The organism is Streptomyces bauhiniae (assembly GCF_004784475.1).
Classification (GTDB): Bacteria; Actinomycetota; Actinomycetes; order Streptomycetales; family Streptomycetaceae; genus Streptomyces; species Streptomyces seoulensis.
Window position 1 is genome coordinate 266,012 of record NZ_SRRT01000002.1, and the last position, 26,928, is coordinate 292,939.

The following is a 26,928-nucleotide window of genomic DNA, read 5'->3' on the forward strand; positions in this document are numbered from 1 at the left end:
TCAGCCCAGCGCCTTGTCCAGGTTGAAGGCCGCGCTGATCAGGGCGAGGTGGGTGAAGGCCTGGGGGAAGTTGCCCTGTTGTTCGCCGGTGCGGCCTATTTCCTCGGCGTAGAGGCCGAGATGGTTGGCGTAGGTGAGCATCTTCTCGAAGGCCAGGCGGGCTTCGTCGACGCGGCCGGCGCGGACCAGGGCCTCGACGTACCAGAAGGAGCAGATGGAGAAGGTGCCCTCGTCGCCGCGCAGGCCGTCGGGGCTGGCCTCGGGGTCGTAGCGGTAGACCAGGGAGTCGGAGACCAGGTCCTCGGTGAGGGCGTCGAGGGTGGAGAGCCACTTGGGGTCGGTCGGCGCGATGAACTTGGCGAGCGGCATCATCAGCAGGGACGCGTCCAGTACGTCGCTGTCCTCGCACTGGGTGAAGGCGCCCCGCTGCTCGGACCAGCCGCGGTCCATGATGCGGCGGTAGATGTCGTCGCGGGAGCGGCGCCAGCGGGGCAGGTCGGCGGGCAGGCCGCGGCGGTTGGCGAGGCGGATGGCGCGTTCGATGGCGACCCAGCACATCAGCCGGGAGTACAGGAAGTTCTTGCGCCCGCCCCGCGTCTCCCACACCCCCTCGTCCGGCTGGTCCCAGTGGTCGCACACCCAGCTCACCAGGTGGCACACGTCGTCCCACTGGGCGCTGGAGATGGGCTGGGCCCACTTGTCGTAGAGGTAGATGGAGTCGATCAGGGCGCCGTAGATGTCGAGTTGGAGCTGCGGGGCGGCGGCGTTGCCGACGCGGACCGGCGCCGAGCCCAAGTAGCCCTCCAGATGCGGGAGTTCGCTCTCGGGCAGCTCGGCCCGGCCGTCGATGCCGTACATGATCTGCAGCGGGCCCTCGACGGCTCCGTCGCCGGGGCTGATGTGGGTGGTGAGGAAGCGCATGAACGCCTCGGCCTCGCCGGTGAAGCCGAGCCGGAGCAGGGCGTAGACGGCGAAGGCGGCGTCGCGGACCCAGACGTAGCGGTAGTCCCAGTTGCGCTCGCCGCCGAGCTGTTCGGGCAGGCTGGTGGTGGGGGCGGCGACGATGGCGCCGGTGGGGGCGTAGGTGAGCAGCTTCAGGGTGAGGGCGGAGCGGTGCACCATCTCGCGCCAGCGGCCCCGGTAGCGGGACTGGGCGAGCCAGCGGCGCCAGTAGTCGACGGTGGCGTTGAACTCGTGCTCGGCCTCGGCGTGCGCGCAGCCGCGCGGGGCGATCTCGCCGCCCGCCTGGTCGAGTGCGAACACCGCGCTCTCCCCCTCGCCGAGCTTGAACTCGGCCCGCGCGTCCCGGCCGTCGCACTCCATGGCCACCGTGGCGGTGAGCGTGAGGGCCCGCTCCCCGGCGTCGAACAGCAGCAGGCCCTCCTCCTCGCGCAGGGTGTGCGGGTCGGCGCCGTACCCGAAGCGGGGCGCGACGAAGGCGCGGAACGGCACGGTGCCGCGTACGCAGACCACGCGGCGGATCAGCCGGTGCCGGCCCTCCTCGCCGGGGTGATCGGTGCCGACCGGCATGAAGTCCTGCACCTCGCCGACGCCCTCCTCGGTGAAGAAGCGGGTGATCAGCACATTGGTGTCGGGGAAGTAGAACTGCTTGGTGTGCGCCGGGACGGAGGCCGCCAGCTCGAACCGGCCGCCGCGCTCGGCGTCCAGCAGCGCGGCGAACACGCTGGGGGCGTCGAAGGACGGGGAGCAGTACCAGTCGATGGTGCCGTCGCTGCCGACGAGCGCCACGCTGCGCAGGTCCCCGATGAGGCCGTGCTCGGCGATCGGCAGATAGCGCCGGCTCTGCCGGGTCTCCTGCTGGAAGGGCGTCTCGGCCATCGCTGCGGCCTCCCGTGACGGTGTACGGCTGCCTGTCCAGCGTAGGCCGCTCCGGATGCGGGCGGCGGCGCGGCGGCCGATGGTGAGAGGGTGCCCCGTTCGGCGGCACCGGCACGGATGCGCCCATCCGGAGGAGGAGGCATCATGTCGAGTTCCACGCCCGAAGAGTCCCGGTCGATCGACGACCACTGCACCCCTGACGCCCTGCTGCACACCGCTCCCGCCAGGGACGTCACCCCGGAGGACCTGGTGATGGCGGCGGGCAGGGACGTCACCCCGAAGACCCTGGACTGGGCCCGCCGCAAGCTGGAGACGGAGGGCTCGGCGGCGATCGAGAAGCTCCTGCCCTAGATCTACAGCGCCTTGCGGCGCATGAGTACGGCGAGGGTCAGCAGGCCGGGCGGCAGGGGCAGCCAGACGGTCAGCATGCGGTAGCCGAGCACGGCGGAGGCGGCCGTGGCGGCGGGCGCGCCGGACGTGGTGAGCGCGAGGACGAGCGCCGCGTCCAGCGAGCCGAGCCCGCCGGGCGTGGGCAGCAGGGCGGCCGCGCCGCTGGCGGCGAGGTACAGCAGGGCCACCTCGGGCGCGGGCAGCGGCAGCGCGACGGCGCGCGCCACCGCGACCAGCACCGCGCAGTGCAGCGCGGCGAAGCCGAGCGAGCCGCCCCACAGGGCGGCCGCCCGCGCCGGCCGGGCGTGCACGGCCCGTACGTCGGCCATCAGGGCACCCAGCAGTTGGCGGCAGCGCGGCCACAGCGGCCCGGCGGCGACCGCCGCGATGAGCAGTGCCGCCCCGACCGCACCGGTCAGCCAGACCAGCGGCACTTCGGGTACGCGCAGCAGCCCCGGACAGAACGGCACCAGCAGCGCGATCAGCAGCAGCTTCGACACCCCTCCGGCCCCGCCCTTGACGGCGAGCGCGCCGGCGGAGCGGCCCATGGGCAGCCCGCAGCGCAGCAGGAACCGCAGGTTCACCGCCCCGGCGCCGATCCCGGCGGGCAGCAGATGATTGGCGGCGCAGGCGGCGAACTGGGCCGCGACGAGCCGTACACCGGGCAGCCGCTCCACGACGGCCCCCTGCTGGGCGAGCGCGGAGGCCGCCCAGGTGCCCACGGCCGCGACCGCGCCGACCGAGAGCCAGCCCTGGTCGGCCTCGGTGAGCCGCACCGCGCCACTGCGCACGGTGGGCCAGTACCGCTGGGTGAGGTAGGCGAGGACGAGCAGGACGCAGACCAGCAGCCCCACCTGCCAGACGAGACCCCGCGTGCGCGGCGCCGGACGGCCGGCCGGTACGGGGAGCACTTCGGGAGCGTCCTGGGTCATCGGCACCCCTCCCCCTCCACGGAAGCACCCGTCGCCGACGCCCGGGGAAACCGGACGCCACAGCGAAATCAAGGTCAAACTAACGCGGAACCACACCCCCCGCCGCGTACGTACCGCCATACGGCGGTGGCCCGGCGCGCGGCGAGGGGAGGAACGGGGTGTCCGGCGGGCTAGAGCCCCTTCGGCACCCGGTGCGGCGGCTGCTCCGGGGTGGGGCGCGGGGTGAGCGGCGGCACGGTCCGCACGGCGGGCTCGTCGGCCTCCAGCATCACGGTCTCCCCGTGGTGCTCGATGATCAGCGGCGGCCCTTCGAGCAGCGTGTACGTCGTCTTGTCCCCGCTGATCTCCACGCGCAGCCGCCGCCCCCGGAACTGCAGGTGGAAGGCGAGTTTGCGCAGCCGCTCGGGCAGCCGGGGCGCGAAGCTCATCCCGGCCGGTCCGTCCAGCACCCGCCGCATGCCGCCGAACCCGGCGACCAGCGCCATCCAGGTCCCGGCCAGCGAGGCGATGTGCAGTCCGTCGCGGGTGTTGTGCTCCAGGTCGTGCAGATCCATCAGCGCCGCCTCGGTGGTGTAGGCGTAGGCGAGCCGCAGATGGCCCGCCTGGGCGGCGATGACGGCCTGGCAGCAGGCCGACAGGGAGGAGTCGCGGACGGTCAGCGGCTCGTAGTAGGCGAAGTTCCGGGCCACCTGCTCGTCGTCGAAGTAGGACGGGCAGGTGTACATCGCCAGGACGAGGTCGGCCTGTTTGACGACCTGCTTGCGGTAGAGGTCGAAGTACGGGAAGTTCAGCAGCAGGGGGTACTGCTCGGGGCGGGTCCCGGCGAAGTCCCAGCGCTGGTAGCGGGTGAAGCCGGCGCTCTGCTCGTGGACGCCGAGTTCGTCGTTGTAGGGGATGTTCATCGCCTCGGCCGCGTCCCGCCAGGCCGCGCTCTCCTCCTCGTCGGCGCCGAGCCGGTGCGCCTCGTCGGGGTAGCGCTCCACGGCGTCGGCGGCCGCGAGCAGGTTCTGCCGCGCCATCAGGTTGGTGTACGTGTTGTCGTCGGCGACCGCGCTGTACTCGTCGGGCCCGGTGACGCCGTCGATGTGGAAGGCGCCGTGATGGTCGTGGTGGCCCAGCGAGCGCCACAGCCGGGCGGTCTCCACCAGCAGCTCCAGGCCCACCTCGCGCTCGAAGCGGACGTCACCGGTGGCCTCCACGTACCGCACGACCGCGTCCGCGATGCCGGCGTTCACATGGAAGGCGGCGGTGCCCGCGGGCCAGTACGCGGAGCCCTCCGAGCCCTCGATGGTGCGCCAGGGGAAGGCGGCGCCGCCGAGCCCCAACTGGGCCGCGCGTTCCCGGGCGGCGTCCAGGGTGTTGTGGCGCCAGCGCAGCGCCTCGGCGACGGCGCGTGGCGCGGTGTGGGTGAGCAGGGGCAGCACGAACATCTCGGTGTCCCAGAAGGCGTGCCCGTCGTACCCGGAGCCGGTGAGGCCCTTGGCGGGGATGGCGCGCTGCTCGGCGCGGGCGCCGGCCTGGAAGACGTGGAAGAGGGCGAAGCGTACGGCCTGCTGGATCTCCTCGTCGCCGTGCACCTCGACGTCGGCGCGGGCCCAGAAGTCGTCGAGGGCCTCGCGCTGGGCGGCCATCAGCCCTTCCCAGCCGTCGTGGGAGGCGGCGGCGAGGGCCGCGTCCACCTGGTCGGCCATGGCGGGCAGCGAGCGGGTACCGGACCAGCCGTGCGCGACCAGCTTCTCCACGCGCAGGGTGTGGCCGGGCTCCAGCACGGAGGTGACGGTGAGCCGGGCGACGTCGATGCCGCTCTCGCTGCGGCTGGTGGTGCGGCCGGGCCCGGTGACGACGTGGTCGGCGCCGACCGCGACCCTCAGGCCGCTGCGCTTGGTGCGGTGCACCAGCCGCAGCCGCTCCCCGGAGGCGAAGCCGTCCTCCTGCTCCAGCGGCGAGCGCAGGCTCATCGCGGCGCGCGGGTCGCCGTTGGGCTCGGGCAGGCTCTCGTTGGCGACCAGCTCGGACTGGATCACCACCCGGCTGGGGCGGCCCACGGCCTCCACCTCGTAGGCGACGGCGGCCACCGCGCGCTGGGTGAGGGAGACCAGCCGGGTGGAGCGCACCCGGACCGTGGAGCCGGCCGGCGAGGTCCACTCGCAGGTGCGCTCCAGCACCCCGCGCCGCATGTCGAGGACGCGTTCGTGGGAGACCAGGCGGCCGTAGCGCAGGTCGAAGGGTTCGTCGTCCACCAGCAGGCGCAGGATCTTGCCGTTGGTGACGTCGATGACGCTCTGCCCGGACTCCGGGTAGCCGTAGCCGGCCTCCGCGTACGGCAGCGGGTGCACCTCGTGCACGCCGTTGAGGTAGCTGCCGGGCAGGCCGTGCGGCTCACCCTCGTCGAGGTTGCCGCGCCAGCCGACGTGCCCGTTGGACAGCGCGAACACCGACTCGCTCTGGGCCAGTACGTCCAGATCGAGGGTGGTCTCGCGCACGTGCCAGGGCTCGACCGTGTACGCCCGCTCAGTGATCACTGCTTCCCTCCCAGCTCGGCGAGGTCTTTCACGACGATATGCGCGCCGTGCGCGTACAGCGCGTCGGCCTGCCCCGTGCGGTCCAGACCGACCACGTATCCGAAGCCGCCGGCGCGGCCCGCGTCCATCCCGGCGAGCGCGTCCTCGTAGACGGCGGCCCGCTCCGGGGGCACGCCCAGGTCCTTCGCGGCGGCCAGGAAGGTGTCGGGCTTGGGCTTGCCCGGCAGGTGCCGTTCGGCGGCCACCACGCCGTCAATGCGTACGTCGAACAGGTCCTCGGCGTCGATCGAGCGGAGCACGTCCCGGCAGTTGGCGCTGGAGGAGACGATGGCGGTGGCCAGGCCGGCCGCGCGCACGGCGGCCAGATAGCGGAGCGTGCCCTCGTACGCCTCGACGCCGTCGGTGCGGATCTTCTCCAGGAGCAGTTCGTTCTTGCGGTTGCCGAGGCCCTGCACGGTATTGGCGTCCGGCGGGTCGTCGGGGGTGCCCTCGGGGAGTTCGATCCCGCGGGACTCCAGGAAGGAGCGGACGCCGTCGGCGCGGGGGCGGCCGTCCACGTACTCGTCGTAGTCGGCGACCTTGTCGAACGGCCGCGCGTCGGGGCCCTCGTGGTCGCGGAGGAAGGCGTCGAAGGTCTCCTTCCAGGCGGCGGCGTGCACGACGGCCGTCTTGGTGACGACTCCGTCGAGGTCGAACAGGCACGCCTGGATGGTGTCGGGCAGTCCGAGCTGAGTCATACCCTGCTCCCTTCCCCGGATCGGGCGCGGCGATCACGCCGTTCCGAGCGGAAATGGGGGCGCCCGGCGGCCGCCCCGCGCACGCCCGGTGGCACACTCTGCTGCATGCCGCCGACCTTCGACGATCTTCTCCTCCGCGCCCGCAGCCTGGTCGAGGACGGGCAGCGCGCGATCCTGGGCATCGCGGGCGGTCCGGGCGCGGGCAAGACGACCCTCGCCGGACACCTCGTACGCGCCCTGAACGCGGACGGCCCGCCCTGGGTGGCGCACGTGCCGATGGACGGCTTCCACCTGGCCGACGCCGAGCTGGACCGGCTGGGCCGCCGGGACCGCAAGGGCGCCCCGGACACCTTCGACGCGGCCGGGTACGCGGCGCTCCTGCGGCGGCTGCGCGAGCGGCCCACGGATGCGGACGAGGTGGTGTACGCCCCCGCCTTCGAGCGGGACCTGGAGCAGCCGGTGGCGGGCTCGATCCCGGTGCCGCCGTCGGCCCGGCTGGTGGTGACCGAGGGCAACTACCTTCTGCTGCGCGAGGGTTCATGGGCCGGGGTACGGCCGCTGCTGGACGAGGTCTGGTACTGCGAGGTCGACGAGCCGGAGCGGGTACGGCGGCTGGTGGCCCGGCATGTGGAGTTCGGCAAGGAGCACACGGCGGCGGTCGCCTGGGTGCTCGGCACCGACCAGCGCAACGCCGACCTGATCGCCACCACGCGGGACCGGGCGGACCTGGTGATACCGGCCTCGGCGCTGCCCGTACCCGGCCGGGGCTGAACCGGCGCCCGCCGGGGCCCGTATCCGTGGGTGCGCGGCGGAGGGTCCGCCGAGGGGACCGGCGGGGGCGGTGGCACCGCCGGTCGCGGGAACGGTGTGCGGACACGGCCCCGACGAGGGCGGATCGGCACCGGCACCGGTGCGGCCCGTGCCACCGTGGGGCGGATGATGGCGAGCGAACACCTCGGGACCGGAACGATCCCCGCACCGGCGCCCCCGCTCCCCCGCCCCCGCGAGCGCCGCTGGCTGGTCCCCCTGCTGGTCGCGCTGCTCCTGGCCCAGATGGCGGCCGCGATGGTCACCACGGCCGTCCGGCAGACGCCCACCATCGACGAGCCGGTCTACGTGGTCACCGCCACCGACTACCTCCACGAGCACCGGCTGCGCTACAACCCCGAGCACCCGCCGCTCGGCAAGCTCCTGATCGCGGCCGGGATCGCGGTGGCCGCCCCGCACTACGACCCCGGCTTCCCCGGCACCCAGGGCGAGGCGGGCCGCCATCTGCTGTACGAGTCGGGGAACGACCCCGGGCGGCTGATGCTGTGGGCGCGGCTGCCGGTGATCGCGCTGACCCTGCTCGGCGGGCTGGTGGTGTTCGCCTTCGCGCGGGACCTGGCGGGGCGGGCGGCCGGTCCGGTGGCGCTCGCGCTGTACGCCTTCTGCCCCGATGTCGTCGCGCACGGCTCGCTGGCCACGCTGGACCTGCCGATGACCGCCTTCCTGCTGACCTCGGTCTGGCTGGCCTGGCGGGCCCGGAACCGGCCCCGGCTGTACGTGCCGCTCGCCGGGGCGGCGCTGGGCGCGGCGGTGGCCACGAAGATGAGCGCGCTGCCCGCGATCCCGCTGCTGATGCTGCTGGCCGCCTGGTCGGTGTGGCACGCGCGAGCCGGCGCCGGGCGGCGGCGGAGGGCGCTGTCGGCGCTCGGGGGCGCGGGAGCGGTGCTGGTGGTGGCGCTGGCCGTCGTCTGGGCTTCCTATCTGGCCGTCGACCCCCGGCTCGGGTTCGCGCCCGCCGAGCCGATCCCGCCGCTGGCGGGCAAGCGGGCCCTGGTGAGCGGTCTGCTGCCGCTGCCGCCCGCCTACGGCGCCGGGCTGCGGGCGCAGTTCGCGATGGAGTACTACCCGTGGGAGGGCTTCCTGTTCGGCCGTGTGTACACCGGCGCCCTCTGGTACTACCTGCCGGTGGCCCTCCTGGTGAAGACCCCGCTGGGCCTGCTGGCCTTAGGCGCGGCCGGTGCCGTGACCGTCCTGGCGGTGCCCCGCCTGCGCCCCGCCGCCCCGTACCTGCTGCTGCCGCCCGCGCTGCTGCTGGCGGTGGCGATGACGGGCGCACGGGACTTCGGCACCCGGTACGCGCTGTTCGTCCCGGTGTTCCTGGCGCTCGCCGGGGGCTGCGTCACGCTCTGGCGGCGCCGGTGGGCCGAGGCGCTGGCCGGGGTGCTGGTGCTGTGGGTGGCGGTGAGTTCGCTGCGGACGTTCCCGTACTACCTTCCGTACGCCAACGAGGCGTTCGGCGGCCCCGCGCGGACGCACCGGCTGCTGCACGACTCCAACGTGGACTGGGGCCAGGACCTCGGCGCGCTCGCGGACCGGCTGCGGGAGCGGTATCCGGGCGAGCGGGTGTGGCTGGTGTACAAGGGCAGCGGGGTGCCGTCGTACTACGGCATCAAGGCGGGCGCTCCGCTCGCGGTGCCGCCGGAGCGGGTGCGGGGGCTGCTGGTGGTGTCGGACTCGGCCGCGGCCAAGGCGCGGGGGCGGCTGGCGGAGCTGATCCGGACGAGCCGGCCGGTCGACGACGTGGGGCACTCGATCACGGTGTACCGGCGCTGACGCTCCGGGCCAACACGCGGGGCCACCAGGGGCGGTGAGCTATGTTGGCTCGTCGTGGGAGACAAAGTCGACGGTCCGGCGCCCTCGCCGCAGCAGGCGCGCGCCCAGGCATCAGCGATCACCTCGGGCGGCCCCGCCACGGGCGCCGAGGCCGCGCCGACCTCCCAGCTCCGGGCGCTGTTCGACGGGCCCCGCCTCTCCCCCGGACAGCGCCGGGTGGCGCAGTACCTGATCGAACACCTCACCGAGGCCGCGTTCCTGTCCATCACCGAGCTGGCCGACCGGGCGGGGGTCAGCCAGCCGTCGGTGACCCGGTTCGCGTCCGCCGTGGGCTTCAGCGGATATCCGGCGCTGCGGGAGCGGCTCCAGTCGATCGCGCTGGGCGCGCTGGCGGGTCCGGGTGAGGAGGACCGGGCGAACGAGCTGCAGGCGGCCGTGGACGCGGAGATCCAGAACCTGGAGCATCTGCGCCGCGACCTCGCCGACCCCGACCGGGTGATCCGGGTGGGCCGCGAGCTGTCCCGCTCCACCCCGCTGACCGTGCTGGGGCTGCGGATCTCGGGGTCGCTGGCGGAGTACTTCGGGTACGCGGCCCGCCGTATCCACCCCGATGTGCGGCTGGTGACGCGGGGCGGCAGCGTGGCGTCGGACGCGCTGTTGCAGTCCCGTGAGGCGGGCGGCACCTGGGTGCTGGCGTTCGCGATGCCCCGGCACGCGCAGGAGACGCTCGCCGCGCTGCGGGTGGCGCGGGAGGCGGGGCTGAAGGTCGCGCTGGTCACCGATCTCGCGCTGGGCCCGCTGGCGGAGGAGGCCGACGTCACCTTCGCCACCGGCACCGGCTCCCGGCTGGTCTTCGACTCCTACGCCGCTCCCGGTCTGCTGGCCGCCGCGCTGCTCCAGGCGATGACCGACGCCGACCCCGAGCGCACCCAGGCCCGGCTGGAGAAGTACGAGCAGGTCGCCGACCAGCAGCAGTTCTTCCTGCGGGACTGATCTCCGGCGGATCTTCCTGCACCGGCGCGGATGAATGTTTTCATCCGTCTTGAAAAGCGGTTGGCATATATAAATACTGCTCCCGGACGACGAGGCACTCCGGAAGCGATGAGCATGCCGATCACCACCACGCGGATCAGTCCCGACTGGCCCTGCCAGGTCAAGCAGCCGGGCAGCTACGACTGGGAACGCTCGGCGGCCAAGTGGCTGCGCGAGCTGATCCCGGCACGCTACGCCAGCTATCCGGCGCTGATCCGGCACCCCGTCCTGCTGGCCCGGCACGCCGGGCTCCAGGTGCAGCAGGAGATCCGGGTGGCCCGCACCGCGCTCCAGACCGCCCGCGCCGAACTGCCGATGCTCGGACTGCCGGAGTCGGTCATCGAGCACACCATCAAGCTGTACGCCGCCGAGCTGCTCCAGCTCCAGCACATCGCGCGCAGTGTCCGCGCCGTCTCCGAGGCACTGGGCACCCGTGGCACCGGCCGCTGACCCCGCTCTCCGCGCACCCCGTCCGACGCATACCGCCCCTGATGGGAACGGCTGTGCCGGACAAGTGAGCGAACGGCCGGGGTGTGCCATGCTCATCGCGTGACGAGCGAGCCCACCCCCTCCGTGGAGACCGGCTTCGGCGCCGATGTGGCGGCGCTGGCCAAAGTCGTGGCCCGGCAGCGCGCCGAGATGGAGCGGCTGCGGGACCTCACCGCGTCCTCGGCGGTGCTGGAACGCGCCAAGGGTGCGCTGATGGCCCTGACCGGCCGGTCCGCCGAGGCCGCCCACGAGGAGCTGCTCGCCCGCGCCGAGGCCGGGCGCCGCACCCTGATCGAGGAGTGCTGGCTCACCCTGGGCGCACTGGAGCCCCCGAAGTCGGCGGCGCCGGACGCGGACCCGGCCGGGGTGCCGGCGCCGGCGTCCCCCTCCCGCAAGCCCGCGCCGACCGCGCCCGGCGACCTCGCGGACGTCCTGGCCGACCTGGGCCGTGCCCTGGTGCGGGTCGGCTCGCCGCAGGAGCTGGCCGGGGTTCTGCTGCGCCACCTGGGCCCGGACGCGGCCGCCGACGCCGTCCTGCTGTACCAGCGCCTCCCCGACGACGGCCTCGAACTCATCGGGTACGCGGGCATCGACGCCGCCCTCGCCGGGCGCTGGCACCACATGCCCGAGATGAACCGGCTCGCCCCGCTGGAGTGCCTGCGCACCGGCGAGCCGCGCTGGCTGGAGAACCTCGCCGAGGACCGGCGCCACTACCTGCTCGGGGACCCGCCGGAGCGCTGGCTGTCACGGGCCTGGCTGCCGGTGCCGGGCGGCGACGGCTCGGGCGTGGCGCTCGGCGTACTGCGCGCCCAGGAGGGGCCGTTCGAGCCCCGCGAACGTCAACTGCTGCTGGGCGCCGCCCGGTTGTGCGCGGGGCGGCTGCGCGCCTTCGACGCGGACCGGGCCGGCGACGCGGACGGCGTCACCCCGTACGTGCAGACGGTGCTCGACGCGCTGCCGGGTGCCGCGATCCTGCTGCGCCCGCTGCGCGCCGCCTCCGGCGCGGTCGAGGACTACCGGATCGAGGCCGTGAGCCCGGAGGCGGTCGACGTGTTCGGCAACACCGGGCGCGAGATGCTGGGCCGGCAGATCCTCGAGAGCTATCCCACCGTCGCGGGCGAGCAGTTGTGGCACGGCTATCTGACGGCGCTCACCACGGGCGTGCCCTTCGAGAGCGCGCCGTTCGCCTACCAGGACGTGGTGGACGGCGTCCCGGTGACCGCCACGTACTCCGTACGGGCGGCGCCGCTGGGCGACGGGCTGCTGGTGACCTGGCTGCGGCTGGACCCGGTGGACCGGCAGGAGCAGCGGCTGTGGGACGTGCAGCGGCTGGGCAACCTGGGCTGGGCCAACTGGAACCTGGTCACCGGCGAGACCTCCTGGTCCGCGCAGACGTACGCCGTGCTCGGTCTCAACGCGGCGCGCGGGCCGGTGCCGTTGGCGGAGCTGCCCGCGCTGGTGGCGCCGCAGGACGCGGCTCCGCTGCGGGCCGCGATCACCGGACTCGTGCGCCACGCCCGCCCCTTCGACGTGCCCTTCCGTATCGACGCGCCGGGCGGGGTACGGCACCTGCGGATCGTCGCGGAGGCGGTGACCGAGCCGGACGGCACGCCCGCCGAGGTGCACGGCTTCGTGCAGGACCTCACCGCCCAGCGCAGCGCCGAACTCGCGCTGGTGGAGAGCGAGCGGGCGATGCTGCTCCAGCGCGGGGTGCTCCAGGCCGAGCGGGCGCTGGCCGACCGGTTGCAGCACGCGCTGCTGCCGCTGCCGGCCGGACCGGTCCGGCTGGCCGGGCTGCGGGTCGAAGTCGCCTATCTGCCCGGCCAGTCGGGCATCCAGGTGGGCGGTGACTGGTTCAGCGCGGTCGAACTCTCCGACAGCACGGCGCTGTTCGTGGTCGGTGACGTGGCGGGGCACGGCATCGGGGCGGTGGCCACCATGGCCCAACTCCGGTTCACCGCCAAGGGCATGGTGGGCACGGGCTCCTCGCTGACCGGCGCGCTGACCCGGCTGAACACCCTGCTGCTGCACTCACGGGACGGTCGCTCCACCGCCACCATGGTCCTCGCCCGCTACGACCCCACGACCCGCGTCCTGACCTGGGCGCAGGCCGGGCATCCCCCGCCGCTGCTGGTGCGCGGGGACACCGCCCGCTTCCTCACCCGGCCCGTCGGCATGCTGCTCGGCGCCGGCGCGAACCCGGTGTTCGACTCCGCCGAGGCCCGGCTGGAGCCCGGCGACCGGCTGCTGCTGTTCACCGACGGTCTGGTGGAGCGCCCCGGCGAGGACGTCCACACGGGCTTCGCCCGGCTCGCCGAGACGGTCCGCACCAAGGGCGGCGACAGCCTGGACTCGCTGCTCGCCTCGATGCTGGTGGACGAGCACCGCGACGACGTGTGCGTGGTGGACATCCGGCTGCCGGAGGAGTGAGGGATCAGCCGGTGCGGGACTCCAGGTCGCGACGGGTGTCGTCGCCGTAGACACCGGTCTCGTCGCCCCGGATGCCGTACCAGAGCTGGAACCTCGCCACGGCTTCGGTGAGCCGGGTGTCGTAGGGGCCGGTGGCGGAGCCGTCGCGGAAGACGTCGGGGATGCGGAGGAGGCGGCGGCGCAGCTCGGTGACCTCGGGGCCGGAGTCGCCTTCGCGGAGGGTGCCGGGGCCGTCGGGGTCGGCCTTCGAGGGAGCGGAGGGGACGGGGGACGGCGCGGGGCGCGCGGTGGGTTCGTGACGGCCGGGGAGCAGGAGGGCGCAGCCGAAGCCGACGAGGACGGCTGCCGCCAACGCCAGTGCGACGGCCCAGCGCCGCCGACGCGACCTCGGGGCCGCCGGGTCCTCCGCCGGGACCGGCGGCAGTTCCTCGGTGTCGGCATCGTCGTCCGCGTCGGCGGGCGGCCCGGTCCGCGCCCCCTCCCCCGGTTCCGGCATCAGCTCGCGCATCAGCTCCGCGAGGGCGTCGGTGGGGCGGGCGCGCAGGACGCGTACGGGTTCCACGACCCGTGCGGGGCGCGGGCGTTCGGGATCGGGGGGTGTCGGCACGCTGCTCTCCTTCCGTCCCTCGCCGGGGATTACGGAGCGCGGGGCGGCGCCGTTCAGCGGGCCCCCGTCACGCCGGGGCCAGGGCGCCCGCCAGCACGAAGCGGCTCAGGGACGCGGTGAACGTGCCCACGAACGCGTCCTGCTCGTCCTCGGGGAGGACGTCCAAGGAGAGATAGGGGTTCAGGTCCTCCAGCTCGACCAGGAGCAGCTCACCCTGAAGGGTGCGACAGGCGTCGACGCGCTGGATGCCGTGGCCGAGCGCGTTCCAGTCGATGAAGCCCCGCGCGAACTCCAGGTCGGCGGCGGTCGCCCGGTACGGCTTCAGCTCCCAGCGGTCGCGGGGGTCGGGGGCGTAGAGGGCGTACTGGAAGTCGTCGTCCACGAAGTAGAAGGACACCTCGTGGACGAAGTCGATGTGCGGCTGGACCAGGACCGAGCCGTCCGCCACCGGGGCCTCGGCGACGCGGCTCGCGGGGACGGTGCGCAGGCCGAGGGAGTCGGCGCCGTAGGCCGGCTTGACCACGTACCGGTCGGCGGCGGGCAGCCGGTGCAGATCCTCGGCGCGGTCGACGGTCGGGATGACGGGGAACCCGGCCTCCGTGAGGTCCAGCAGATATCCCTTGCCGGCCATGTCGGCCTTGCCGGTCAGCGGGTTGTAGACGCGGGCGCCGGTCTCCAGCGCGCGGGCGCGGAACGCCTCGTACTCGGCGTGATAGCCGAGGACGGGGCCGCTGTTGCGGACCACGACGGCGTCGAAGCCGTCCATCAGCGCGGCCGCGTCCCTCGGGTGGCACAGGGCGAGGTCGAAGTGGTCGCGCAGCCGGGAGGTGAGGAAGACGTCCTCGTCGCCGTAGCGACGCCCGCGGGCCGGGTACGCCAGGTCGGTGACGTAGAGCAGGCGGGGGCGGGCGGAGGGCATACGGGATCTCCTCGTACGGGCCGGGTGCCGACAGGGTGGAGAAAGGTTACGTCGCGGGAGACGGACGATGATCGCCGGGCCCGTGCGGAGCACTCGGTTCCCTCACCGGGGCCGGTGGGCTGCACTCAGTGCCAGAGGCGGCCGCCGAGTGCTACGTTCCCGTCCATGAGCACCAGCAGTGCGGCGCCGCCCGCGAAGCCGCCGATGCGGGACGCCCTGGTGGCGGCCGCCTTCCAGCTCTTCCTGGAGCGCGGGTACGAGCAGACCACGGTGGACGACATCGTGGCGCTGGCGGAGGTCGGACGGCGGTCGTTCTTCCGCTACTTCCCCTCCAAGGAGGACGTGGTCTTCCCCGACCACGAGAGCTGCCTGGCCGACATGACCGCGTTCCTCGCGGCGGGCGAGAGCGACGAGGAACCGGTCCGGCGGGTGTGCGACGCGGCCCGGCTGGTGCTGCGCATGTACGCGGAGAACCCGGCGTTCTCGGTCCAGCGCTACCGGCTCACCCGCCGGGTGCCGGGGCTGCGGGCGTACGAGCTGTCGGTCGTCTGGCGTTACGAGCGCGCGCTCGCCGCGTATCTGCGCGGCCGGTTCGCGGGGCGGCCGGACGGCACCCTGCGCGCGGACGTGATCGCGGCCGCGGTGGTCGCCGCGCACAACAACGCCCTGCGCTCCTGGCTGCGTTCGGATGGCAAGGGGGACGCGGAGGCGGCCGTGGACCACGCGCTGGCCTGCGTGCAGTCGGCCTTCGCCGACGCGCCGGCCCGGCCCGCGCCCTCCCCCTTCCCGCCCGAGTCGCCGCGCCCCGACGACGTGGTGGTCCTGGTGGCCCGCCGGGACGCTCCCCTGTGGCAGGTGGTCCGGCAGTTCGAGGCGGCGCAGGGCGAGAGCCGGTAATTAAGGGTACGCAGTGCCTTTACGAGTGACACTGAGTGCCATACGCTGTCGCTCGTGCACGGTGGCACGGCATCGGGCACGAGCGGATTCCGGCCCAGTGCAGGGAGTTGACGAGCGTGTACCACTCAGCAGGAACGGCCCAACCGGTGGCGGGCTCGGCGGGCCTCCTCACCGAGCGCCCCGCGGACTCCCTCGAGTACCAGCGCTGCGGCTGGTGCGGCACCGCGATGTACCACCGGCTCCTGTGTCCGGTCTGCCAGGGCAGCGACCTCCGCACCGAGCGCAGCGAGGGCATCGGCACGGTCCGCCACGCCACCATCGTCCACCGCAACACCCCCGCCGCCCGCAACGTCTCCCTCGTCGAACTCGCCGAGGGCTTCGTCGTACGCGGCCGCGTCATGGGCCCCCTGATCGGCATCCACAGCGGCGACCGCGTCCGCCTGTCCACGGCCGAGGACCCGGTACGCGGCGAGCCGGTCTTCCAGTTGCTGGACGAGTCGTGCCGGGCCTGGACCTGAGGCGATCGGCTAGGCCGGGAACGTCACCCGAATCCCCACCGTGCCCTCGGTCCCCCGTCGCAGCCTGCTGCCCAGGAGGGTGAGGCGGCCCGCGATGCCGTACTTGCGGGCGATCAGGGTGCGGTAGCGGGCCGTGGTGGCCGGGTCGGCGATCTCGGCGTGCGCGGGGTGCGGGGCGCCGGTCGGGCGGCCGCGCATGTCGCAGGGTCCCACGAGGACGTCCGGGCGGCGGCGGATGCGCTTGACCTTGTAGCTGTCGGCGGCCGTCCAGACGCCGAGGGCGTCGCCGTCGGGGACGACCCACACCGGGGTGGCCACCGGGGAACCGTCCTTCCGGTAGCTGGTGACCAGCAGGTACTTGCCCGAGCCGAGCCGGGACACTAGCGCGTCGTCCATGCCTCCGAGTCTACGAGGGGGCCCCACCGGAGTCGCGCGGACACCCCCAATGCCGTGGACCTGCGGCGCGGAGCAACTCCGGCGTCTAGATTGCGTCTTGACCGGTACCTCCCGCCCCAGGCACCCCAGGAGCTGACCCCCGTGACCGACAACCCGGCCGCCACCAACGACGTGGCCGTGTCCCTGCGCGCCCGTATCAACACCGGCCAGCCGCACACCGCCCGGATCTGGAACTACTGGCTCGGCGGCAAGGACAACTACGAGGTCGACCGCGCGGCCGGCGACCAGATCCGCCAACTGCACCCCGGCATCGGGGAGTACGCCCGTCACGACCGCCTCTTCCTGGGCCGTGCCGTGCGTCATCTGGTCGGCGACCTCGGCATACGGCAGTTCCTGGACATCGGCACCGGTCTGCCCACCGCCGACAACACGCACGAGGTCGCGCAGAGCGTGGCCCCGGAGACACGGGTCGTCTACGTCGACAACGACCCGCTGGTCCTCACCCACGCCCGCGCCCTGCTCACCAGCACCCCCGAGGGCCGCACCGACTACCTCGACGAGGATCTGCGCAACATCGACGCGATCTTCGAACACGCGGCGAAGACCCTGGACTTCAGCAAGCCGGTGGCCCTGATGCTGCTCGGCGTGGTCATCTTCATCGGCGACGACGAGGACCCGTACCGCCTGGTGCGGCAGTTGGTGGACCGGCTGCCTGCCGGGAGCTACCTGGTGCTGTCGCACACCGTCACCAGCCCCTCGATGCCGGACGTGGACGAGGCGGTGAAGTTCTGGAACGAGCACGGTACTCCCAAGCTCACCCAGCGCACCCCCGAGGACGTGACCCGCTTCTTCGACGGCCTGGAGTTGCTGGAGCCCGGCGTGGTCTCCTGCTCGCGCTGGCGTCCCGAGGGCGCCGGGGACACCGAGCCGGAGGAGGTCGCCATGTTCGGCGGGGTGGCCCGCAAGAACTGACCCCGTGCGCCGGGCGGAATCCCGGCGTCCGGTGAACACTCCCGGCCCCGCTCCCGTACTGACGGGGGGCGCTCACGACCGGAGGGCCCCGTGCCGCCGGTACGGGCGGTGCGCGCTCGGGGTTCGGGAGTCTGGCATGAGGCACGCACGACGGCGGGTCGTCCGGCGAGTGACACGGCTGGCGGCGGTCGGCGGACTCCTCCTGGGAGGAGGGATGGTCGCGCAGGCGGCCATGGCGAGCGAGACCCCTGCCGCGCCGGCCACCACGTTCAGCGCGGCCGCTACGGCCGGGACCAAGGGCGCGGCGCTCGCGGAGAAGCTCGGCACCGCCCGCTCGGCGGGCAACTGGGTGGACGCCCAGGGCCGTCCGGTCGTCGCCGTCACCGACGAGCGGGCGGCCGCCGAGGTACGCGCGGCCGGGGCGCAGGCGAAGGTCGTCGGGCACAGCATGAACGAGCTGAAGTCGGCCACCGGCACGCTGCGTTCGGCCCCGCGCGTGCCGGGCACCGCGTGGGCGGTGGACTACCGCACCAACCGGATCGTGGTCAGCGGGGACCGCACGGTGTCGTCCGGCGACTGGACGAAGATGACCCGAGTCGCCTCCCGCATCGGCGACTTCGTCACCATGCGGCGGACCGGGGGCACGTTCACCACCCGGCTCAACGGCGCCCAGCCCATCCTCTCGACCGGCGGCCGCTGCTCGGCGGGGTTCAACGTGACCGACGGGCAACGGGACTTCATCCTCACCGCCGGGCACTGCGGGCCGACCGGCTCCATCTGGTTCACGGACGGCCAGGGCACCCGGCAGCTCGGCGCGACGGTCAACAGCAGCTTCCCCGGCGGCGACTTCTCCCTCGTCCAGTACGACACGAACAAGGCCGGCCAGGGCGCCGACGTGGTCGCGGTCGGCGGCGGCAAGGGCGTCCGCATCACCGGCGCGGGCGACGCGGCCGTGGGCCAGCGGGTGTTCCGCAGCGGCAGCACCAGCGGGCTGCACGACGGCCAGGTGACCGCGCTCAACGCGACCGTGAACTACCCCGAGGGCACCGTCACCGGCCTGATCGAGACCGATGTGTGCGCCGAACCCGGCGACAGCGGCGGCCCGATGTTCTCCGAGGGGGTCGCCCTCGGCGTCACCTCGGGCGGCAACGGCGACTGCACCACCGGCGGTACGACCTTCTTCCAGCCGGTGACCAAGGCGCTCACCGCGCTGAACGTCAAGCTCATCACCGCCACCCCGCCCCCCGGCGCCCCGAGCGCCGCCCCCACCCCCGCGACCGAGGCCGGCCAGAGCGGGATGACGCCGAGCGCGGCCCGCCCCGGCTCCTCGGCCCCGGTGACCGGCGTGGACGGCCAGACGCTGCTCGCCCGCCTCACCGACACCCGCAACATCGGCCCCGGACTGCTGGTGATCGCGGGCAGTGTGATCGCACTGGTCGCCACCCGGTACATCCGCGCCGAGCAGGACCGCAAGGCGTACCAGCGGTACTACTCGGCGACCTGGGGCTGACCCCGGCACCGGGGAGAGCACGGCAAAGGAGGGCACCCGGTCACGGGTGCCCTCTGGGTGGTTCGACGGTGGCTCTGCGGGGTCCGGTCAGACCGGGCGGCGCGGCGTCGGGGCCGCGGCGGCCCACTCCAACACGAGGCGCTGGTACTCCGCGCGCTGCTCGCTGGTCAGGATGCCGCCCGACCGGCGCCACAGGGCCCGGATCTCCTCGTTGACCTCCGCGGCCGAGCGCCCGCAGGAGGCTTCAGCAGTGGTGGACATGGTGTGAAGCATATGCCGGTCCCCGTGAAGGCGCCGTGAATAAGTACGCGCTATTCGGGCATTTCGGACCGTGTTGCTCATCACGTCAAGAAGCCGTGCGGAAGGGCGAGTTCGGCCCGGCCGGACCGGCCCGCCCGTCCACACGTGGGCCGTGCTCAGGTGCCGGGCTTGCGGCCGTAGACGAAGACGTCGTCGCCGTTCTTCAGCAGTGACCAGTACTTCTTCGCGTCCTTCGTGGTCATGTTCACACAGCCGTGGGAGCCCGGCGGGTTCCACATGCTGAGACCGACGGAGTGGAACGCCTGGCCGCCGTCGAAGAACTGGCTGTAGGGCATCGGCACGTCGTAGAGGTTGGAGACGTGGTCGATGTCACGCCAGTAGACCTTCTTCAGGCCGGTGCGGGTCTCGTACTTGTCGCGGCCGGTGCGCACCGGGACGGGGCCGTAGACCAGCTTCTTGCCGTCCTGCACCCAACTGAGCTGGAGGGTGAGGTTCACACAGGCGATCCGGCCCTTGTTGGTCGGACACTTACCGGCCTTGTTGGGGTTCTTCCCCACGGCCTTCTGCCGGTTCATGAGGTCCATCACACCCCAGGTGACCGGTCCGGCGTAGCCGATGTTCGGGGTGATGCCGTGCTTGGTCTGGAAGCCGCGGATGGCCGAGCAGTCCCCCGAGGACTGCTTGCCGTCCGCCGTGCGGCCGAGGAACCGCTCGACCTGCTTCTGGTACGGGCCCGCCGTGGTGGTGCAGCTCGCGGCCTGGGCCGGAGTGGCGGTGACGGCGAGGGTGAGCGGCGCGACCAGCGCGCCGACCCCGAGTGCGACGGCTCCCCGTCTGCGTATGTCGCCCATGGTCGGCCCCATCCCTTCTCCCCTGCGGGTCCCGGGGACGTCCCCCGGGGTTCTCGGCCCCGGTGGTTCCTGGGGCTTTCGGCCTACTAGACCGGCTCTGCGGCCGGATGGTTGTGTTTCCGGCATGCTGTGACGAAACGGTGAACTTTACCCCGGCCCGGTGCGGCCGCCGTCCATCGCGGTCCGGAACCCGGTGTGCACCGAGGTCAGGCCGCCGTCGACGACGAGGGTGGTGCCGGTGATCCAGGCGGCGTCGCGGGAGGCGAGGAACGCGACGGCCGCCGCGATGTCCTCGGGCTCCCCGACCCGGCGGAGCGGATAGCAGTCGCGCACGGCGTCCAGGTCGTCGTCGCGGCCCTCCCAGGCGGAGGTGCGCACGGTGCCCGGCGCGACCAGGTTGACCCGGACCCCGCGCGCGGCCGAGCGCCCGGCGAGGGTGCGAGTGAGGGAGCCGAGGCCGGCCTTGGCCGCGCTGTAGGCGTGGTTGCCGAAGTCCATCAGGCCGTTGACCGAGCCGATGCTCACGATGGCGCCGCGTCCGGAGGCGGCGAGGTGGGGCAGCGCGGCCTGACAGCAGCGGCGGACGCCGCCCAGGGTGATGTCGAGATCACGGGCCCAGGACTCGTCCGCGTCGTCCTCGAACTTCGTACCCGCGTCCGGTGAGCAGTGGGCGGCGCAGTTCACCAGCACGTCGAGCGAGCCGAAGGCGTCGACGGCGCGTGCGACGGCCGCGTCCACCGAGGCCCGGTCGGCCACGTCGCACACCAACGCCTCGGCGGTGAGCCCCTGTTGACGCAGCGCGGCGGCGGTCCGCTCGGCCTCGGGTGCGTCCTGGTCGGTGACCAGGACCCGGGCGCCCTCCTGGGCGAGGCGCCGGGCGACGGCCGCGCCGATGCCCCGGCCCGCGCCCGTGACGAGGGCCGTGTGGCCCGTGAAGCGATGGGTGAGATCGGTCATGGGCCGACGGTAGGGCAGCGGGGACCACCGCGACAGAGGCTGTCCGGCCGCGATGGTCCCCGATCAGGCGGTGCGGCTCAGTGGCCCCGCTCGATCCACTCCTGGAGGTGGCCCGACTCCTCGCCGATCGTCGTGGGGTCGCCGTGGCCGGTGAGCACCTTGGTCTCCGGGGGGAGGGTGAGCAGCCGGTCGCGGATCGAGTCGATGATCGTCGGGAAGTGCGAGTACGACCGTCCGGTGGCGCCGGGGCCGCCCTGGAAGAGGGTGTCGCCGCTGAACACCGCGCCCAGACCGGGGTCGTAGAGGCAGACGGCGCCGGGGGCGTGGCCGGGCGTGTGCAGCACGGTCAGGTCGGCTCCGGCGGCCTCCAGCACCTGGCCGTCGACCAGGTGCTCGTCGGGCTCGCGGTCGGGGTGGGTGAGCTGCCACAGCGGCAGGTCGTCCGGGTGGAGCCAGATGGTGGCGCCGGTGAGGTCGGCGAGGGCGGGGGCCGCGTTCACATGGTCGTTGTGCGCGTGGGTGCACACGATCGCGGTGAGCCGGCGGTCGCCCACGGCCGCGCGGATGGCCTCGGCATCGTGCGCGGGGTCGATGACCACGGCCTCGTGGTCGTCGCCGACGATCCACACGTTGTTGTCGACGTCCCAGCTTCCTCCGTCGAGGGTGAACTGGCCGGAGGTGACGAGGCGTTCGATACGGGCGGTCATCAGAACTCCACCACCGATCGCAGCACGTCGCCGTGGTGCATCCGCTCGAACGCCTGCTCCACCTGGTCCAGTGGGATGGTCTCGGTGACGAACGCGTCGAGCGGCAGGCGTCCCTGGAGGTGCAGGTCGATCAGCATCGGGAAGTCCCGCGAGGGCAGACAGTCGCCGTACCAGGAGGACTTGAGAGAGCCGCCGCGGCCGAACACGTCCAGCAGGGGCAGTTCGAGCTTCATCTCCGGGGTGGGCACGCCGACCAGGACGACGGTGCCGGCCAAATCGCGGGCGTAGAACGCCTGCTGGTAGGTCTCCGGGCGGCCGACCGCGTCGATCACCACGTCGGCGCCGAAGCCGCCGGTGAGTTCGCGGATCGCCTCGACCGGGTCGGTCTCCTTGGAGTTGACCGTGTGGGTGGCGCCCAGCGTGCGCGCCTTCTCCAGCTTGCGGTCGTCGATGTCGACGGCGATGATCTTCGCGGCCCCGGCCAGCGCGGCACCGGCGATGGCCGCGTCCCCGACGCCGCCGCAGCCGATGACGGCGACGGAGTCGCCCCGGCCCACGTTGCCGGTGTTGATGGCCGCGCCGATGCCCGCCATCACCCCGCAGCCGAGCAGTCCGGCGACGGCCGGGGAGACCGCGGGGTCGACCTTGGTGCACTGGCCGGCCGCGACGAGCGTCTTGTCGGCGAAGGCGCCGATGCCGAGCGCGGGAGTGAGTTCCTGGCCGGTGGAGGCGAGGGTCATCTTCTGCTTCGCGTTGTGGGTGTTGAAGCAGTACCAGGGGCGGCCGCGCAGACAGGCCCGGCAATTGCCGCACACCGCACGCCAGTTGAGGATCACGAAGTCACCGGGCGCCACGTCGGTGACGCCCTCCCCCACCGACTCCACGACACCGGCGGCCTCGTGTCCGAGCAGGAAGGGGTAGTCGTCGGAGATGCCGCCCTGCTTGTAGTGCAGATCGGTGTGGCAGACCCCGCACGCCTGGATGTCCACGACGGCCTCGCCGGGGCCCGGATCGGGGATCACGATCGTCTCGATCCGTACCGGCTCGTCCTTCCCCGGTGCGACGACGCCGCGTACTTCCTGCGCCATGGTCAGGCCCCTTTCCGTCGGTGTTCCTATCGCGTCGACCCTACGCCACCACGGCCCGCCGGGAGGGCTCCGCGAGGGCGTGGACCAGCGGGTTTCCCGGCACGGGTGAGGGCCGCCCGCACGCGGACGGCCCTCAGGGGTACGGCTGTTCGGTACTGGTGGCCGCGCGGTCTAGAGGCCGGGGAGCAGCCCGGTGACGGGGGCGGCGAGGTCGGTGAGCTGGTGCAGTTCGTTCAGCCGGTTCAGCTCGCTCACCTGGTTCAGGCCGCGCACCTGCTCGCCGACGCGCGGGACCTGGCTCTGGGCCTGGGGCGGGAGTTGGCTGACGGCGACGTCGTCCAGCACGGTCATCGGGTTGAGCTGCCCGGTGGCCGGTGCGCTCGCGTCGGCCGCGTTCGCCATAGGTGCGGCAAGGCCCGTGACACCGACGGCCAGACCGACGGCGGCGACGATGCGTCGTGTTGAGATCATGCTGTGAGCAACGCCCGTACCCCCGCGCCGGACACGGGCGGTGGCCGTCGCTCACCCGTGAGGCGGACCCGGCCCCTTGCGTTTGCCGTCGCCGCCGGGGCGGAGGAGTCTCGGATGTGGGCCCCCGCGGTCCGCCGCCCGCCGGGCCGCGGGCGTACGAAGGAGGTCACCATGGGCAGCAAGAAGGATTCCGCCTTCACCACGGAGGCACTGCGCGAGGCCATCGAAGCGGACTCCGGAGACGGCCTGCTCGCGCTCTACGAGGACGACGCGCAGATCCGCGTCATCGACCACGCCGACCAGCCGAGCCACCCCAAGGTGCTGCGCGGCCGGGGCGAGATCGAGGAGATGCTCGCCGACATCTACAGCCGCGAGATGATCCACCGGCTCGACCAGTGCGTCATCGACGGCGACCACGCGGCGTTCACCGAGTCGTGCCAGTACCCCGACGGCAACAAGGTCTACGCCGAGTCGATGGTCACGCTGCGCGACGGCCGGATCTCGGACCAGATCCTCATCCAGGCATGGGACGAGTAGGCGCGAGACACCCGCGGGTCCAGGTCAGCTCCCGGCTGACCTGGACCTTCTCGGCGCGGCTGGGGACGGGTCCGCCGCCGGGCTCCCGGCGCTCCGTGCTGCCCCGGCTGGCGTTGGCGGTGCTGCGGGCGGTGCGGCCGCGGCTGCCGCACCGGCACCGCTGAGCGGGTCAGGTGGTGAGGACCATCCGGAAGCGGGCCTTGCCGGCGAGCATCTTCTGGAAGGCGGAGTCGACGTCGTCCAGCGGCACGGTCTCGGTCATCGGGCGGATGCCGTGCAGGGTGCTGAATTCCATGGTGTCCTGCACGTCCTGGGAGGTGCCGGAGGGGTGGCCCTTGACCTCGCGGCCGGCCATCAGGAGCTGGACCGGGCTGATGTCGAGCGGTTCCGTGGTGGCTCCGATGACGACGAGCTGGCCGCGCGGGGCGAGACCGTCCACGGTGGCCGACATGGCGTCGGAGTTCCCGGCGGTGGCCAGCACCACCTTGGCACCGCCGAGCGCCTGGAGCGCGTCGGCCACCGGCGTCCCCGAGGTGCTGTCGATGTAGTGGTTCGCGCCCAGTTCGCGCGCGAAGTCCTCCTTCTCGGCGCCGCGCGCGATGGCGACGGTCTCGAACCCCATCGCGGCCGCGTACTGCACCCCGAGGTGCCCCAGCCCGCCGACCCCGAGGACGGCGACCAGGTCTCCGCCGGGCCGGGCGTCGGTGCGCCGCAGGGCGTTGAAGGTGGTGACGCCAGCACAGGCCATGGGCCCCGCGTCGACGGCGTCCAGTCCCTCGGGGATGCGGGCGAGCGCGTCGACGGGCACGATCACCTGCTCGGCGAAGCCGCCGTCGTAGGCCCAGCCGGGCACCTGGAGGCGGACGCAGGTGATGAAGTCGCCCTCGCGGCACGGCTTGCACCAGCCGCAGCTCCCGCCGAACCAGCCGACCGCGACCCGGTCCCCGACCTTCCAGTCGCGCTCCGCCGTGCCCTCCCCCAGCTCCGCGATCCGCCCGGCGATCTCGTGCCCGGCGACCTCGGGGAAGGAGATGCCGGGCAGCCCGCCCTCGACGAACATGGCATCGCTGTGGCAGATCCCGCACGCCTCCACGGCGATCCGCACATGGCCGGGGCCCGGCTGCCGCACTTCCCGTTCGACCAGCTCGAAGCCGCCGCCGGGTTCCGTCACCTGCGCCACTCGATAGGTACTCATACGCCTCTCCGGAGAACGTCGCAAAAGCCCGCGCGGGCCCTCGCTCCAGCAGACCAGCAGTACCCGGATCGCGCGCGTCGACGCGGGGGCTACGGCAGCGTGTGCGTGGTGACGTCGGTCAGGGCGCCGTCCGCCACGGTGGCGGTCATGTACGTGGCGTGCGGCTGGCGCCGGCGGTCGGTCGGGGAGCCGGGGTTGAGCAGGCGGAGGCCGCCGGGGGCGGTGGTGTCCCAGGGGATGTGGCTGTGCCCGAAGACCAGGACGTCCAGGCCCGGGAAGCGCTCGGCGCAGCGGGCCTCGCGGCCCCGGGCCGGCCCGGTCTCGTGGACCACGCCGAAGCGCAGGCCGCCCAGCTCGGCGTACGCCACCTCGGGCAGCCGGGCGCGCAGGTCGTCGCCGTCGTTGTTGCCGTACACGCCGATCAGGCGGCGGCCGAAGGACTCCAGCAGGTCGAGGGTGGCGGTGTCCACCCAGTCACCGGCGTGGAACACCACGTCCGCGTGCGGGAGTTCGGCGAGCAGGCGGTCCGGGAGCCGCTTGGCCCGCTTCGGGAGGTGGGTGTCGGACATCAGGAGGAGGCGCACGTCTCCAGCGTAGGGACAGCACAATGGACAGGTAAAACTGAACAGTCCGAACTGGACAGGCTGGGCTGAGGTTCCGTACGGTGGCGGGCATGGTCCACATCTCCGGTTCGGCCGCCCGCGCGGCACGCGAGCTGCGGGTGGTGTTCAGCCGGCTGCGGCGCCGTATCCGTGAGGTGGCGCAAGACGCCGATCTCACGCCCCCGCAGGAGTCCGCGCTCTCCCTGGTCGGCAAGCACGGCGCGGCCACGGCGAGCGCGCTCGCCGCCGCCGAGGGCGTACGCCCGCAGTCCATGGCGGCCACGCTCGCCGCGCTGGACGCCCAGGGACTCATCCGCCGCGCCCCCGACCCGGACGACGGCCGCCGTCAGCTCGTCACCCTCACCGAGGCGGGCCGGGCCCGCGTGGAGGGCAACCGGCAACTGCGCGAGGAGTGGCTGGCCCGCGCCTTCCAGGACCGGTTCACCGAGGAGGAGCGGGAGACGGTGCTGACCGCGCTGGAGCTGCTGGAACGGCTGTCCCGCCCCTGAACGACCCCCCACTCATTCCGAAAGGCCCCCGCATGTCCGTCACCACGCTCGACCCCCGTACCGCCCTCGTCGTGATCGACCTCCAGGCCGGGATCACGGCGATGCCCGTCCAGCCGCACAGCGCCGCCGACGTGGTGGCCCGCAGTGCCGAGCTGGCCGACGCCTTCCGCGCCCGTGACCTGCCCGTGGTGCTGGTCCGGGTCTCCTTCGCCGCCGACGGCGCGGACGCGGTGCCCGGCCGTACCGAGCGCCAGGCGCGCGGCCTGTCCTTCCCCGAGGGCTGGGACGTGATCGTGGACGAGCTGTCCGGGCACGCCGGTGACGTCCTGGTCACCAAGCACAACTGGAGCGCCCTGTTCGGCACCGACCTGGAGGTGCAGCTCCGCCGCCGGGGCGTCACACAGATCGTGCTCACCGGCATCGCCACCAGCATCGGCGTGGAGTCCACCGCCCGTGACGCGTACGCGGCCGGCTACAACGTCACCCTGGCCACCGACGCCATGGCGGACTCCGACGCGGACGCGCACACCAACACCGTCGAGCGGATCTTCCCCCGCCTCGGTGAGAGCGGTACGACGGCGGAGATCCTCGAGCTGCTGGCCAAGACGCACGCCTGAGCACGCCCGGACGGCCCGGCACCCACGCGGGTGCCGGGCCTTTCCGTCGCCGCCGTCCGGTCAGTCCCCGGCGGCCGCCGCGCGTTCCACCTCGGCCTCGACCTCGGCGCGGGCCCGCCCGGTGTCGCGGGCGTACTCGTTGAGCGCGGTCTGCACATCGCGGGCCAGGTCGCGCCAGGCGCGCAGGGCGGTCTCGTACGTCCCGGACTGCGCGCCGGTCATCGCCCGCTCGGCCGGGGGCCCGTAGGTGTCCCGCAGCTCCTCCACGGTGGCGTGTGCCGCGGCCGCCGCGCGCTGCTTCTGGACCAGTTCTTCGAAGGTGTGTGCCACACCAACCGACCC

The 26,928-nt window shown here is 73.2% G+C and carries 30 protein-coding genes; 14 read left to right on the forward strand and 16 right to left on the reverse strand.

Annotated features, from left to right (window positions below):
• The gene (locus tag E5083_RS06475) at positions 1-1,839 is read right to left on the reverse strand and encodes a glycoside hydrolase family 15 protein (RefSeq protein WP_135784629.1); all 1,839 of its coding nucleotides are present in this window, start codon (positions 1,837-1,839) and stop codon (positions 1-3) included.
• Between the two features lie 144 nt (positions 1,840-1,983).
• Between E5083_RS06475 and E5083_RS06480 the strand changes: the two genes are divergently transcribed.
• Entirely contained in the window at positions 1,984-2,190 is a 207-nt protein-coding gene (locus tag E5083_RS06480) for a hypothetical protein (RefSeq protein ID WP_030805020.1), read from the forward strand.
• A 2-nt stretch (positions 2,191-2,192) separates the two neighbouring features.
• Here E5083_RS06480 and E5083_RS06485 read toward each other — a convergent pair whose 3' ends face one another.
• The 3 genes from E5083_RS06485 to E5083_RS06495 form a co-directional block, all read right to left on the reverse strand.
• A complete protein-coding gene (locus E5083_RS06485) occupies positions 2,193-3,161 on the reverse strand; it encodes a lysylphosphatidylglycerol synthase domain-containing protein (protein WP_135784630.1) in 969 nt (322 codons plus the stop codon).
• A gap of 170 nt (positions 3,162-3,331) precedes the next feature.
• Positions 3,332-5,683, reverse strand: coding sequence for a glycoside hydrolase family 65 protein (locus E5083_RS06490; RefSeq protein ID WP_135784631.1), 2,352 nt, complete (start codon positions 5,681-5,683; stop codon positions 3,332-3,334).
• Entirely contained in the window at positions 5,680-6,420 is a 741-nt protein-coding gene (locus E5083_RS06495) for an HAD family hydrolase (protein WP_135784632.1), read from the reverse strand. Before E5083_RS06495 ends, E5083_RS06490 begins: the two co-directional genes overlap by 4 nt.
• Before the next feature lie 105 nt (positions 6,421-6,525).
• Between E5083_RS06495 and E5083_RS06500 the strand changes: the two genes are divergently transcribed.
• From E5083_RS06500 to E5083_RS06520, 5 genes are all read left to right on the forward strand, one after another.
• Positions 6,526-7,191, forward strand: coding sequence for a nucleoside/nucleotide kinase family protein (locus E5083_RS06500; RefSeq protein ID WP_135784633.1), 666 nt, complete (start codon positions 6,526-6,528; stop codon positions 7,189-7,191).
• A 165-nt stretch (positions 7,192-7,356) separates the two neighbouring features.
• Entirely contained in the window at positions 7,357-9,021 is a 1,665-nt protein-coding gene (locus E5083_RS06505; protein ID WP_135784634.1) for a phospholipid carrier-dependent glycosyltransferase, read from the forward strand.
• 54 nt (positions 9,022-9,075) lie between these two features.
• Entirely contained in the window at positions 9,076-10,014 is a 939-nt protein-coding gene (locus E5083_RS06510; RefSeq protein ID WP_135784635.1) for a MurR/RpiR family transcriptional regulator, read from the forward strand.
• A 108-nt stretch (positions 10,015-10,122) separates the two neighbouring features.
• Positions 10,123-10,503: a hypothetical protein gene (locus E5083_RS06515; RefSeq protein ID WP_031179370.1), complete on the forward strand. Its 381-nt coding sequence runs from the start codon at positions 10,123-10,125 to the stop codon at positions 10,501-10,503.
• Between the two features lie 99 nt (positions 10,504-10,602).
• Positions 10,603-12,972, forward strand: coding sequence for a SpoIIE family protein phosphatase (locus E5083_RS06520; protein ID WP_425276697.1), 2,370 nt, complete (start codon positions 10,603-10,605; stop codon positions 12,970-12,972).
• A gap of 4 nt (positions 12,973-12,976) precedes the next feature.
• On the opposite strand, the gene E5083_RS06525 is transcribed toward E5083_RS06520, so the two are convergent.
• Complete coding sequence (locus E5083_RS06525; RefSeq protein ID WP_135784636.1) at positions 12,977-13,579, reverse strand: peptidoglycan-binding protein; 603 nt, start codon at positions 13,577-13,579, stop codon at positions 12,977-12,979.
• A gap of 67 nt (positions 13,580-13,646) precedes the next feature.
• Positions 13,647-14,498 carry an ATP-grasp domain-containing protein gene (locus tag E5083_RS06530; protein WP_135784637.1) on the reverse strand — a complete coding sequence of 284 codons (852 nt, stop codon included), beginning with the start codon at positions 14,496-14,498 and terminating at the stop codon, positions 13,647-13,649.
• Between the two features lie 165 nt (positions 14,499-14,663).
• On the opposite strand from E5083_RS06530, the gene E5083_RS06535 reads away from it, so the two are divergent.
• A complete protein-coding gene (locus E5083_RS06535) occupies positions 14,664-15,395 on the forward strand; it encodes a TetR family transcriptional regulator (protein ID WP_135784638.1) in 732 nt (243 codons plus the stop codon).
• A 116-nt stretch (positions 15,396-15,511) separates the two neighbouring features.
• Positions 15,512-15,913 carry a Zn-ribbon domain-containing OB-fold protein gene (locus tag E5083_RS06540; protein WP_135784639.1) on the forward strand — a complete coding sequence of 134 codons (402 nt, stop codon included), beginning with the start codon at positions 15,512-15,514 and terminating at the stop codon, positions 15,911-15,913.
• A gap of 9 nt (positions 15,914-15,922) precedes the next feature.
• Here E5083_RS06540 and E5083_RS06545 read toward each other — a convergent pair whose 3' ends face one another.
• Positions 15,923-16,309 (reverse strand): PPOX class F420-dependent oxidoreductase, encoded by a 387-nt coding sequence (locus E5083_RS06545; RefSeq protein WP_135784640.1) that lies wholly within the window; start codon positions 16,307-16,309, stop codon positions 15,923-15,925.
• 141 nt (positions 16,310-16,450) lie between these two features.
• On the opposite strand from E5083_RS06545, the gene E5083_RS06550 reads away from it, so the two are divergent.
• Both E5083_RS06550 and E5083_RS06555 read left to right on the forward strand, forming a co-directional pair.
• Positions 16,451-17,281: an SAM-dependent methyltransferase gene (locus E5083_RS06550; RefSeq protein WP_135784641.1), complete on the forward strand. Its 831-nt coding sequence runs from the start codon at positions 16,451-16,453 to the stop codon at positions 17,279-17,281.
• A 136-nt stretch (positions 17,282-17,417) separates the two neighbouring features.
• Entirely contained in the window at positions 17,418-18,791 is a 1,374-nt protein-coding gene (locus E5083_RS06555) for a S1 family peptidase (RefSeq protein WP_135784642.1), read from the forward strand.
• 87 nt (positions 18,792-18,878) lie between these two features.
• Here E5083_RS06555 and E5083_RS06560 read toward each other — a convergent pair whose 3' ends face one another.
• The 6 genes from E5083_RS06560 to E5083_RS06585 form a co-directional block, all read right to left on the reverse strand.
• Positions 18,879-19,064 carry a hypothetical protein gene (locus E5083_RS06560; protein ID WP_030805061.1) on the reverse strand — a complete coding sequence of 62 codons (186 nt, stop codon included), beginning with the start codon at positions 19,062-19,064 and terminating at the stop codon, positions 18,879-18,881.
• Between the two features lie 143 nt (positions 19,065-19,207).
• Positions 19,208-19,903 (reverse strand): L,D-transpeptidase family protein, encoded by a 696-nt coding sequence (locus E5083_RS06565; protein ID WP_135784643.1) that lies wholly within the window; start codon positions 19,901-19,903, stop codon positions 19,208-19,210.
• Between the two features lie 147 nt (positions 19,904-20,050).
• Positions 20,051-20,860, reverse strand: a complete 810-nt coding sequence (locus E5083_RS06570; RefSeq protein ID WP_135784644.1) for an SDR family NAD(P)-dependent oxidoreductase — start codon at positions 20,858-20,860, stop codon at positions 20,051-20,053.
• Between the two features lie 77 nt (positions 20,861-20,937).
• On the reverse strand, positions 20,938-21,567 hold the full coding sequence (locus tag E5083_RS06575; protein WP_135784645.1) for an MBL fold metallo-hydrolase: 630 nt from the start codon (positions 21,565-21,567) through the stop codon (positions 20,938-20,940).
• Positions 21,567-22,655 carry an S-(hydroxymethyl)mycothiol dehydrogenase gene (locus E5083_RS06580; protein ID WP_135784646.1) on the reverse strand — a complete coding sequence of 363 codons (1,089 nt, stop codon included), beginning with the start codon at positions 22,653-22,655 and terminating at the stop codon, positions 21,567-21,569. The genes E5083_RS06575 and E5083_RS06580 overlap by 1 nt, the downstream gene beginning before the upstream one ends.
• A gap of 171 nt (positions 22,656-22,826) precedes the next feature.
• Positions 22,827-23,126: a hypothetical protein gene (locus E5083_RS06585; RefSeq protein ID WP_135784647.1), complete on the reverse strand. Its 300-nt coding sequence runs from the start codon at positions 23,124-23,126 to the stop codon at positions 22,827-22,829.
• 171 nt (positions 23,127-23,297) lie between these two features.
• On the opposite strand from E5083_RS06585, the gene E5083_RS06590 reads away from it, so the two are divergent.
• On the forward strand, positions 23,298-23,663 hold the full coding sequence (locus E5083_RS06590) for a nuclear transport factor 2 family protein (protein ID WP_135784648.1): 366 nt from the start codon (positions 23,298-23,300) through the stop codon (positions 23,661-23,663).
• The gene (locus E5083_RS31110; protein ID WP_167513479.1) at positions 23,651-23,827 is read left to right on the forward strand and encodes a hypothetical protein; all 177 of its coding nucleotides are present in this window, start codon (positions 23,651-23,653) and stop codon (positions 23,825-23,827) included. Before E5083_RS06590 ends, E5083_RS31110 begins: the two co-directional genes overlap by 13 nt.
• Before the next feature lie 5 nt (positions 23,828-23,832).
• Here E5083_RS31110 and E5083_RS06595 read toward each other — a convergent pair whose 3' ends face one another.
• Entirely contained in the window at positions 23,833-24,858 is a 1,026-nt protein-coding gene (locus E5083_RS06595) for an alcohol dehydrogenase (protein WP_135784649.1), read from the reverse strand.
• 89 nt (positions 24,859-24,947) lie between these two features.
• Positions 24,948-25,442 (reverse strand): metallophosphoesterase family protein, encoded by a 495-nt coding sequence (locus E5083_RS06600; protein ID WP_135784650.1) that lies wholly within the window; start codon positions 25,440-25,442, stop codon positions 24,948-24,950.
• 89 nt (positions 25,443-25,531) lie between these two features.
• Here E5083_RS06600 and E5083_RS06605 point away from each other — a divergent pair, with 89 nt between their 5' ends.
• Positions 25,532-25,969 carry a MarR family winged helix-turn-helix transcriptional regulator gene (locus E5083_RS06605; protein WP_135784651.1) on the forward strand — a complete coding sequence of 146 codons (438 nt, stop codon included), beginning with the start codon at positions 25,532-25,534 and terminating at the stop codon, positions 25,967-25,969.
• A 32-nt stretch (positions 25,970-26,001) separates the two neighbouring features.
• The gene (locus E5083_RS06610) at positions 26,002-26,586 is read left to right on the forward strand and encodes a hydrolase (RefSeq protein ID WP_135784652.1); all 585 of its coding nucleotides are present in this window, start codon (positions 26,002-26,004) and stop codon (positions 26,584-26,586) included.
• Between the two features lie 60 nt (positions 26,587-26,646).
• Here E5083_RS06610 and E5083_RS06615 read toward each other — a convergent pair whose 3' ends face one another.
• Positions 26,647-26,916 carry a hypothetical protein gene (locus E5083_RS06615; RefSeq protein ID WP_135784653.1) on the reverse strand — a complete coding sequence of 90 codons (270 nt, stop codon included), beginning with the start codon at positions 26,914-26,916 and terminating at the stop codon, positions 26,647-26,649.
• Between the last annotated feature and the right edge of the window lie 12 nt (positions 26,917-26,928).

Bases quoted from the DNA above. Each gene is read 5' to 3' on its own strand.
- E5083_RS06610 (WP_135784652.1), top strand. From the start codon at position 26,002: ATGTCCGTCACCACGCTCGACCCCCGTACCGCCCTCGTCGTGATCGAC.
- E5083_RS06585 (WP_135784647.1), bottom strand. From the start codon at position 23,126: ATGATCTCAACACGACGCATCGTCGCCGCCGTCGGTCTGGCCGTCGGT.
- E5083_RS06570 (WP_135784644.1), bottom strand. From the start codon at position 20,860: ATGACCGATCTCACCCATCGCTTCACGGGCCACACGGCCCTCGTCACG.
- E5083_RS06505 (WP_135784634.1), top strand. From the start codon at position 7,357: ATGATGGCGAGCGAACACCTCGGGACCGGAACGATCCCCGCACCGGCG.
- E5083_RS06500 (WP_135784633.1), top strand. From the start codon at position 6,526: ATGCCGCCGACCTTCGACGATCTTCTCCTCCGCGCCCGCAGCCTGGTC.
- E5083_RS06485 (WP_135784630.1), bottom strand. From the start codon at position 3,161: ATGACCCAGGACGCTCCCGAAGTGCTCCCCGTACCGGCCGGCCGTCCG.
- E5083_RS06555 (WP_135784642.1), top strand. From the start codon at position 17,418: ATGAGGCACGCACGACGGCGGGTCGTCCGGCGAGTGACACGGCTGGCG.
- E5083_RS06495 (WP_135784632.1), bottom strand. From the start codon at position 6,420: ATGACTCAGCTCGGACTGCCCGACACCATCCAGGCGTGCCTGTTCGAC.
- E5083_RS06605 (WP_135784651.1), top strand. From the start codon at position 25,532: ATGGTCCACATCTCCGGTTCGGCCGCCCGCGCGGCACGCGAGCTGCGG.
- E5083_RS06565 (WP_135784643.1), bottom strand. From the start codon at position 19,903: ATGGGCGACATACGCAGACGGGGAGCCGTCGCACTCGGGGTCGGCGCG.
- E5083_RS31110 (WP_167513479.1), top strand. From the start codon at position 23,651: ATGGGACGAGTAGGCGCGAGACACCCGCGGGTCCAGGTCAGCTCCCGG.
- E5083_RS06580 (WP_135784646.1), bottom strand. From the start codon at position 22,655: ATGGCGCAGGAAGTACGCGGCGTCGTCGCACCGGGGAAGGACGAGCCG.
- E5083_RS06530 (WP_135784637.1), bottom strand. From the start codon at position 14,498: ATGCCCTCCGCCCGCCCCCGCCTGCTCTACGTCACCGACCTGGCGTAC.
- E5083_RS06575 (WP_135784645.1), bottom strand. From the start codon at position 21,567: ATGACCGCCCGTATCGAACGCCTCGTCACCTCCGGCCAGTTCACCCTC.
- E5083_RS06590 (WP_135784648.1), top strand. From the start codon at position 23,298: ATGGGCAGCAAGAAGGATTCCGCCTTCACCACGGAGGCACTGCGCGAG.
- E5083_RS06595 (WP_135784649.1), bottom strand. From the start codon at position 24,858: ATGAGTACCTATCGAGTGGCGCAGGTGACGGAACCCGGCGGCGGCTTC.
- E5083_RS06545 (WP_135784640.1), bottom strand. From the start codon at position 16,309: ATGGACGACGCGCTAGTGTCCCGGCTCGGCTCGGGCAAGTACCTGCTG.
- E5083_RS06475 (WP_135784629.1), bottom strand. From the start codon at position 1,839: ATGGCCGAGACGCCCTTCCAGCAGGAGACCCGGCAGAGCCGGCGCTAT.
- E5083_RS06515 (WP_031179370.1), top strand. From the start codon at position 10,123: ATGAGCATGCCGATCACCACCACGCGGATCAGTCCCGACTGGCCCTGC.
- E5083_RS06560 (WP_030805061.1), bottom strand. From the start codon at position 19,064: ATGCTTCACACCATGTCCACCACTGCTGAAGCCTCCTGCGGGCGCTCG.
- E5083_RS06535 (WP_135784638.1), top strand. From the start codon at position 14,664: ATGAGCACCAGCAGTGCGGCGCCGCCCGCGAAGCCGCCGATGCGGGAC.
- E5083_RS06480 (WP_030805020.1), top strand. From the start codon at position 1,984: ATGTCGAGTTCCACGCCCGAAGAGTCCCGGTCGATCGACGACCACTGC.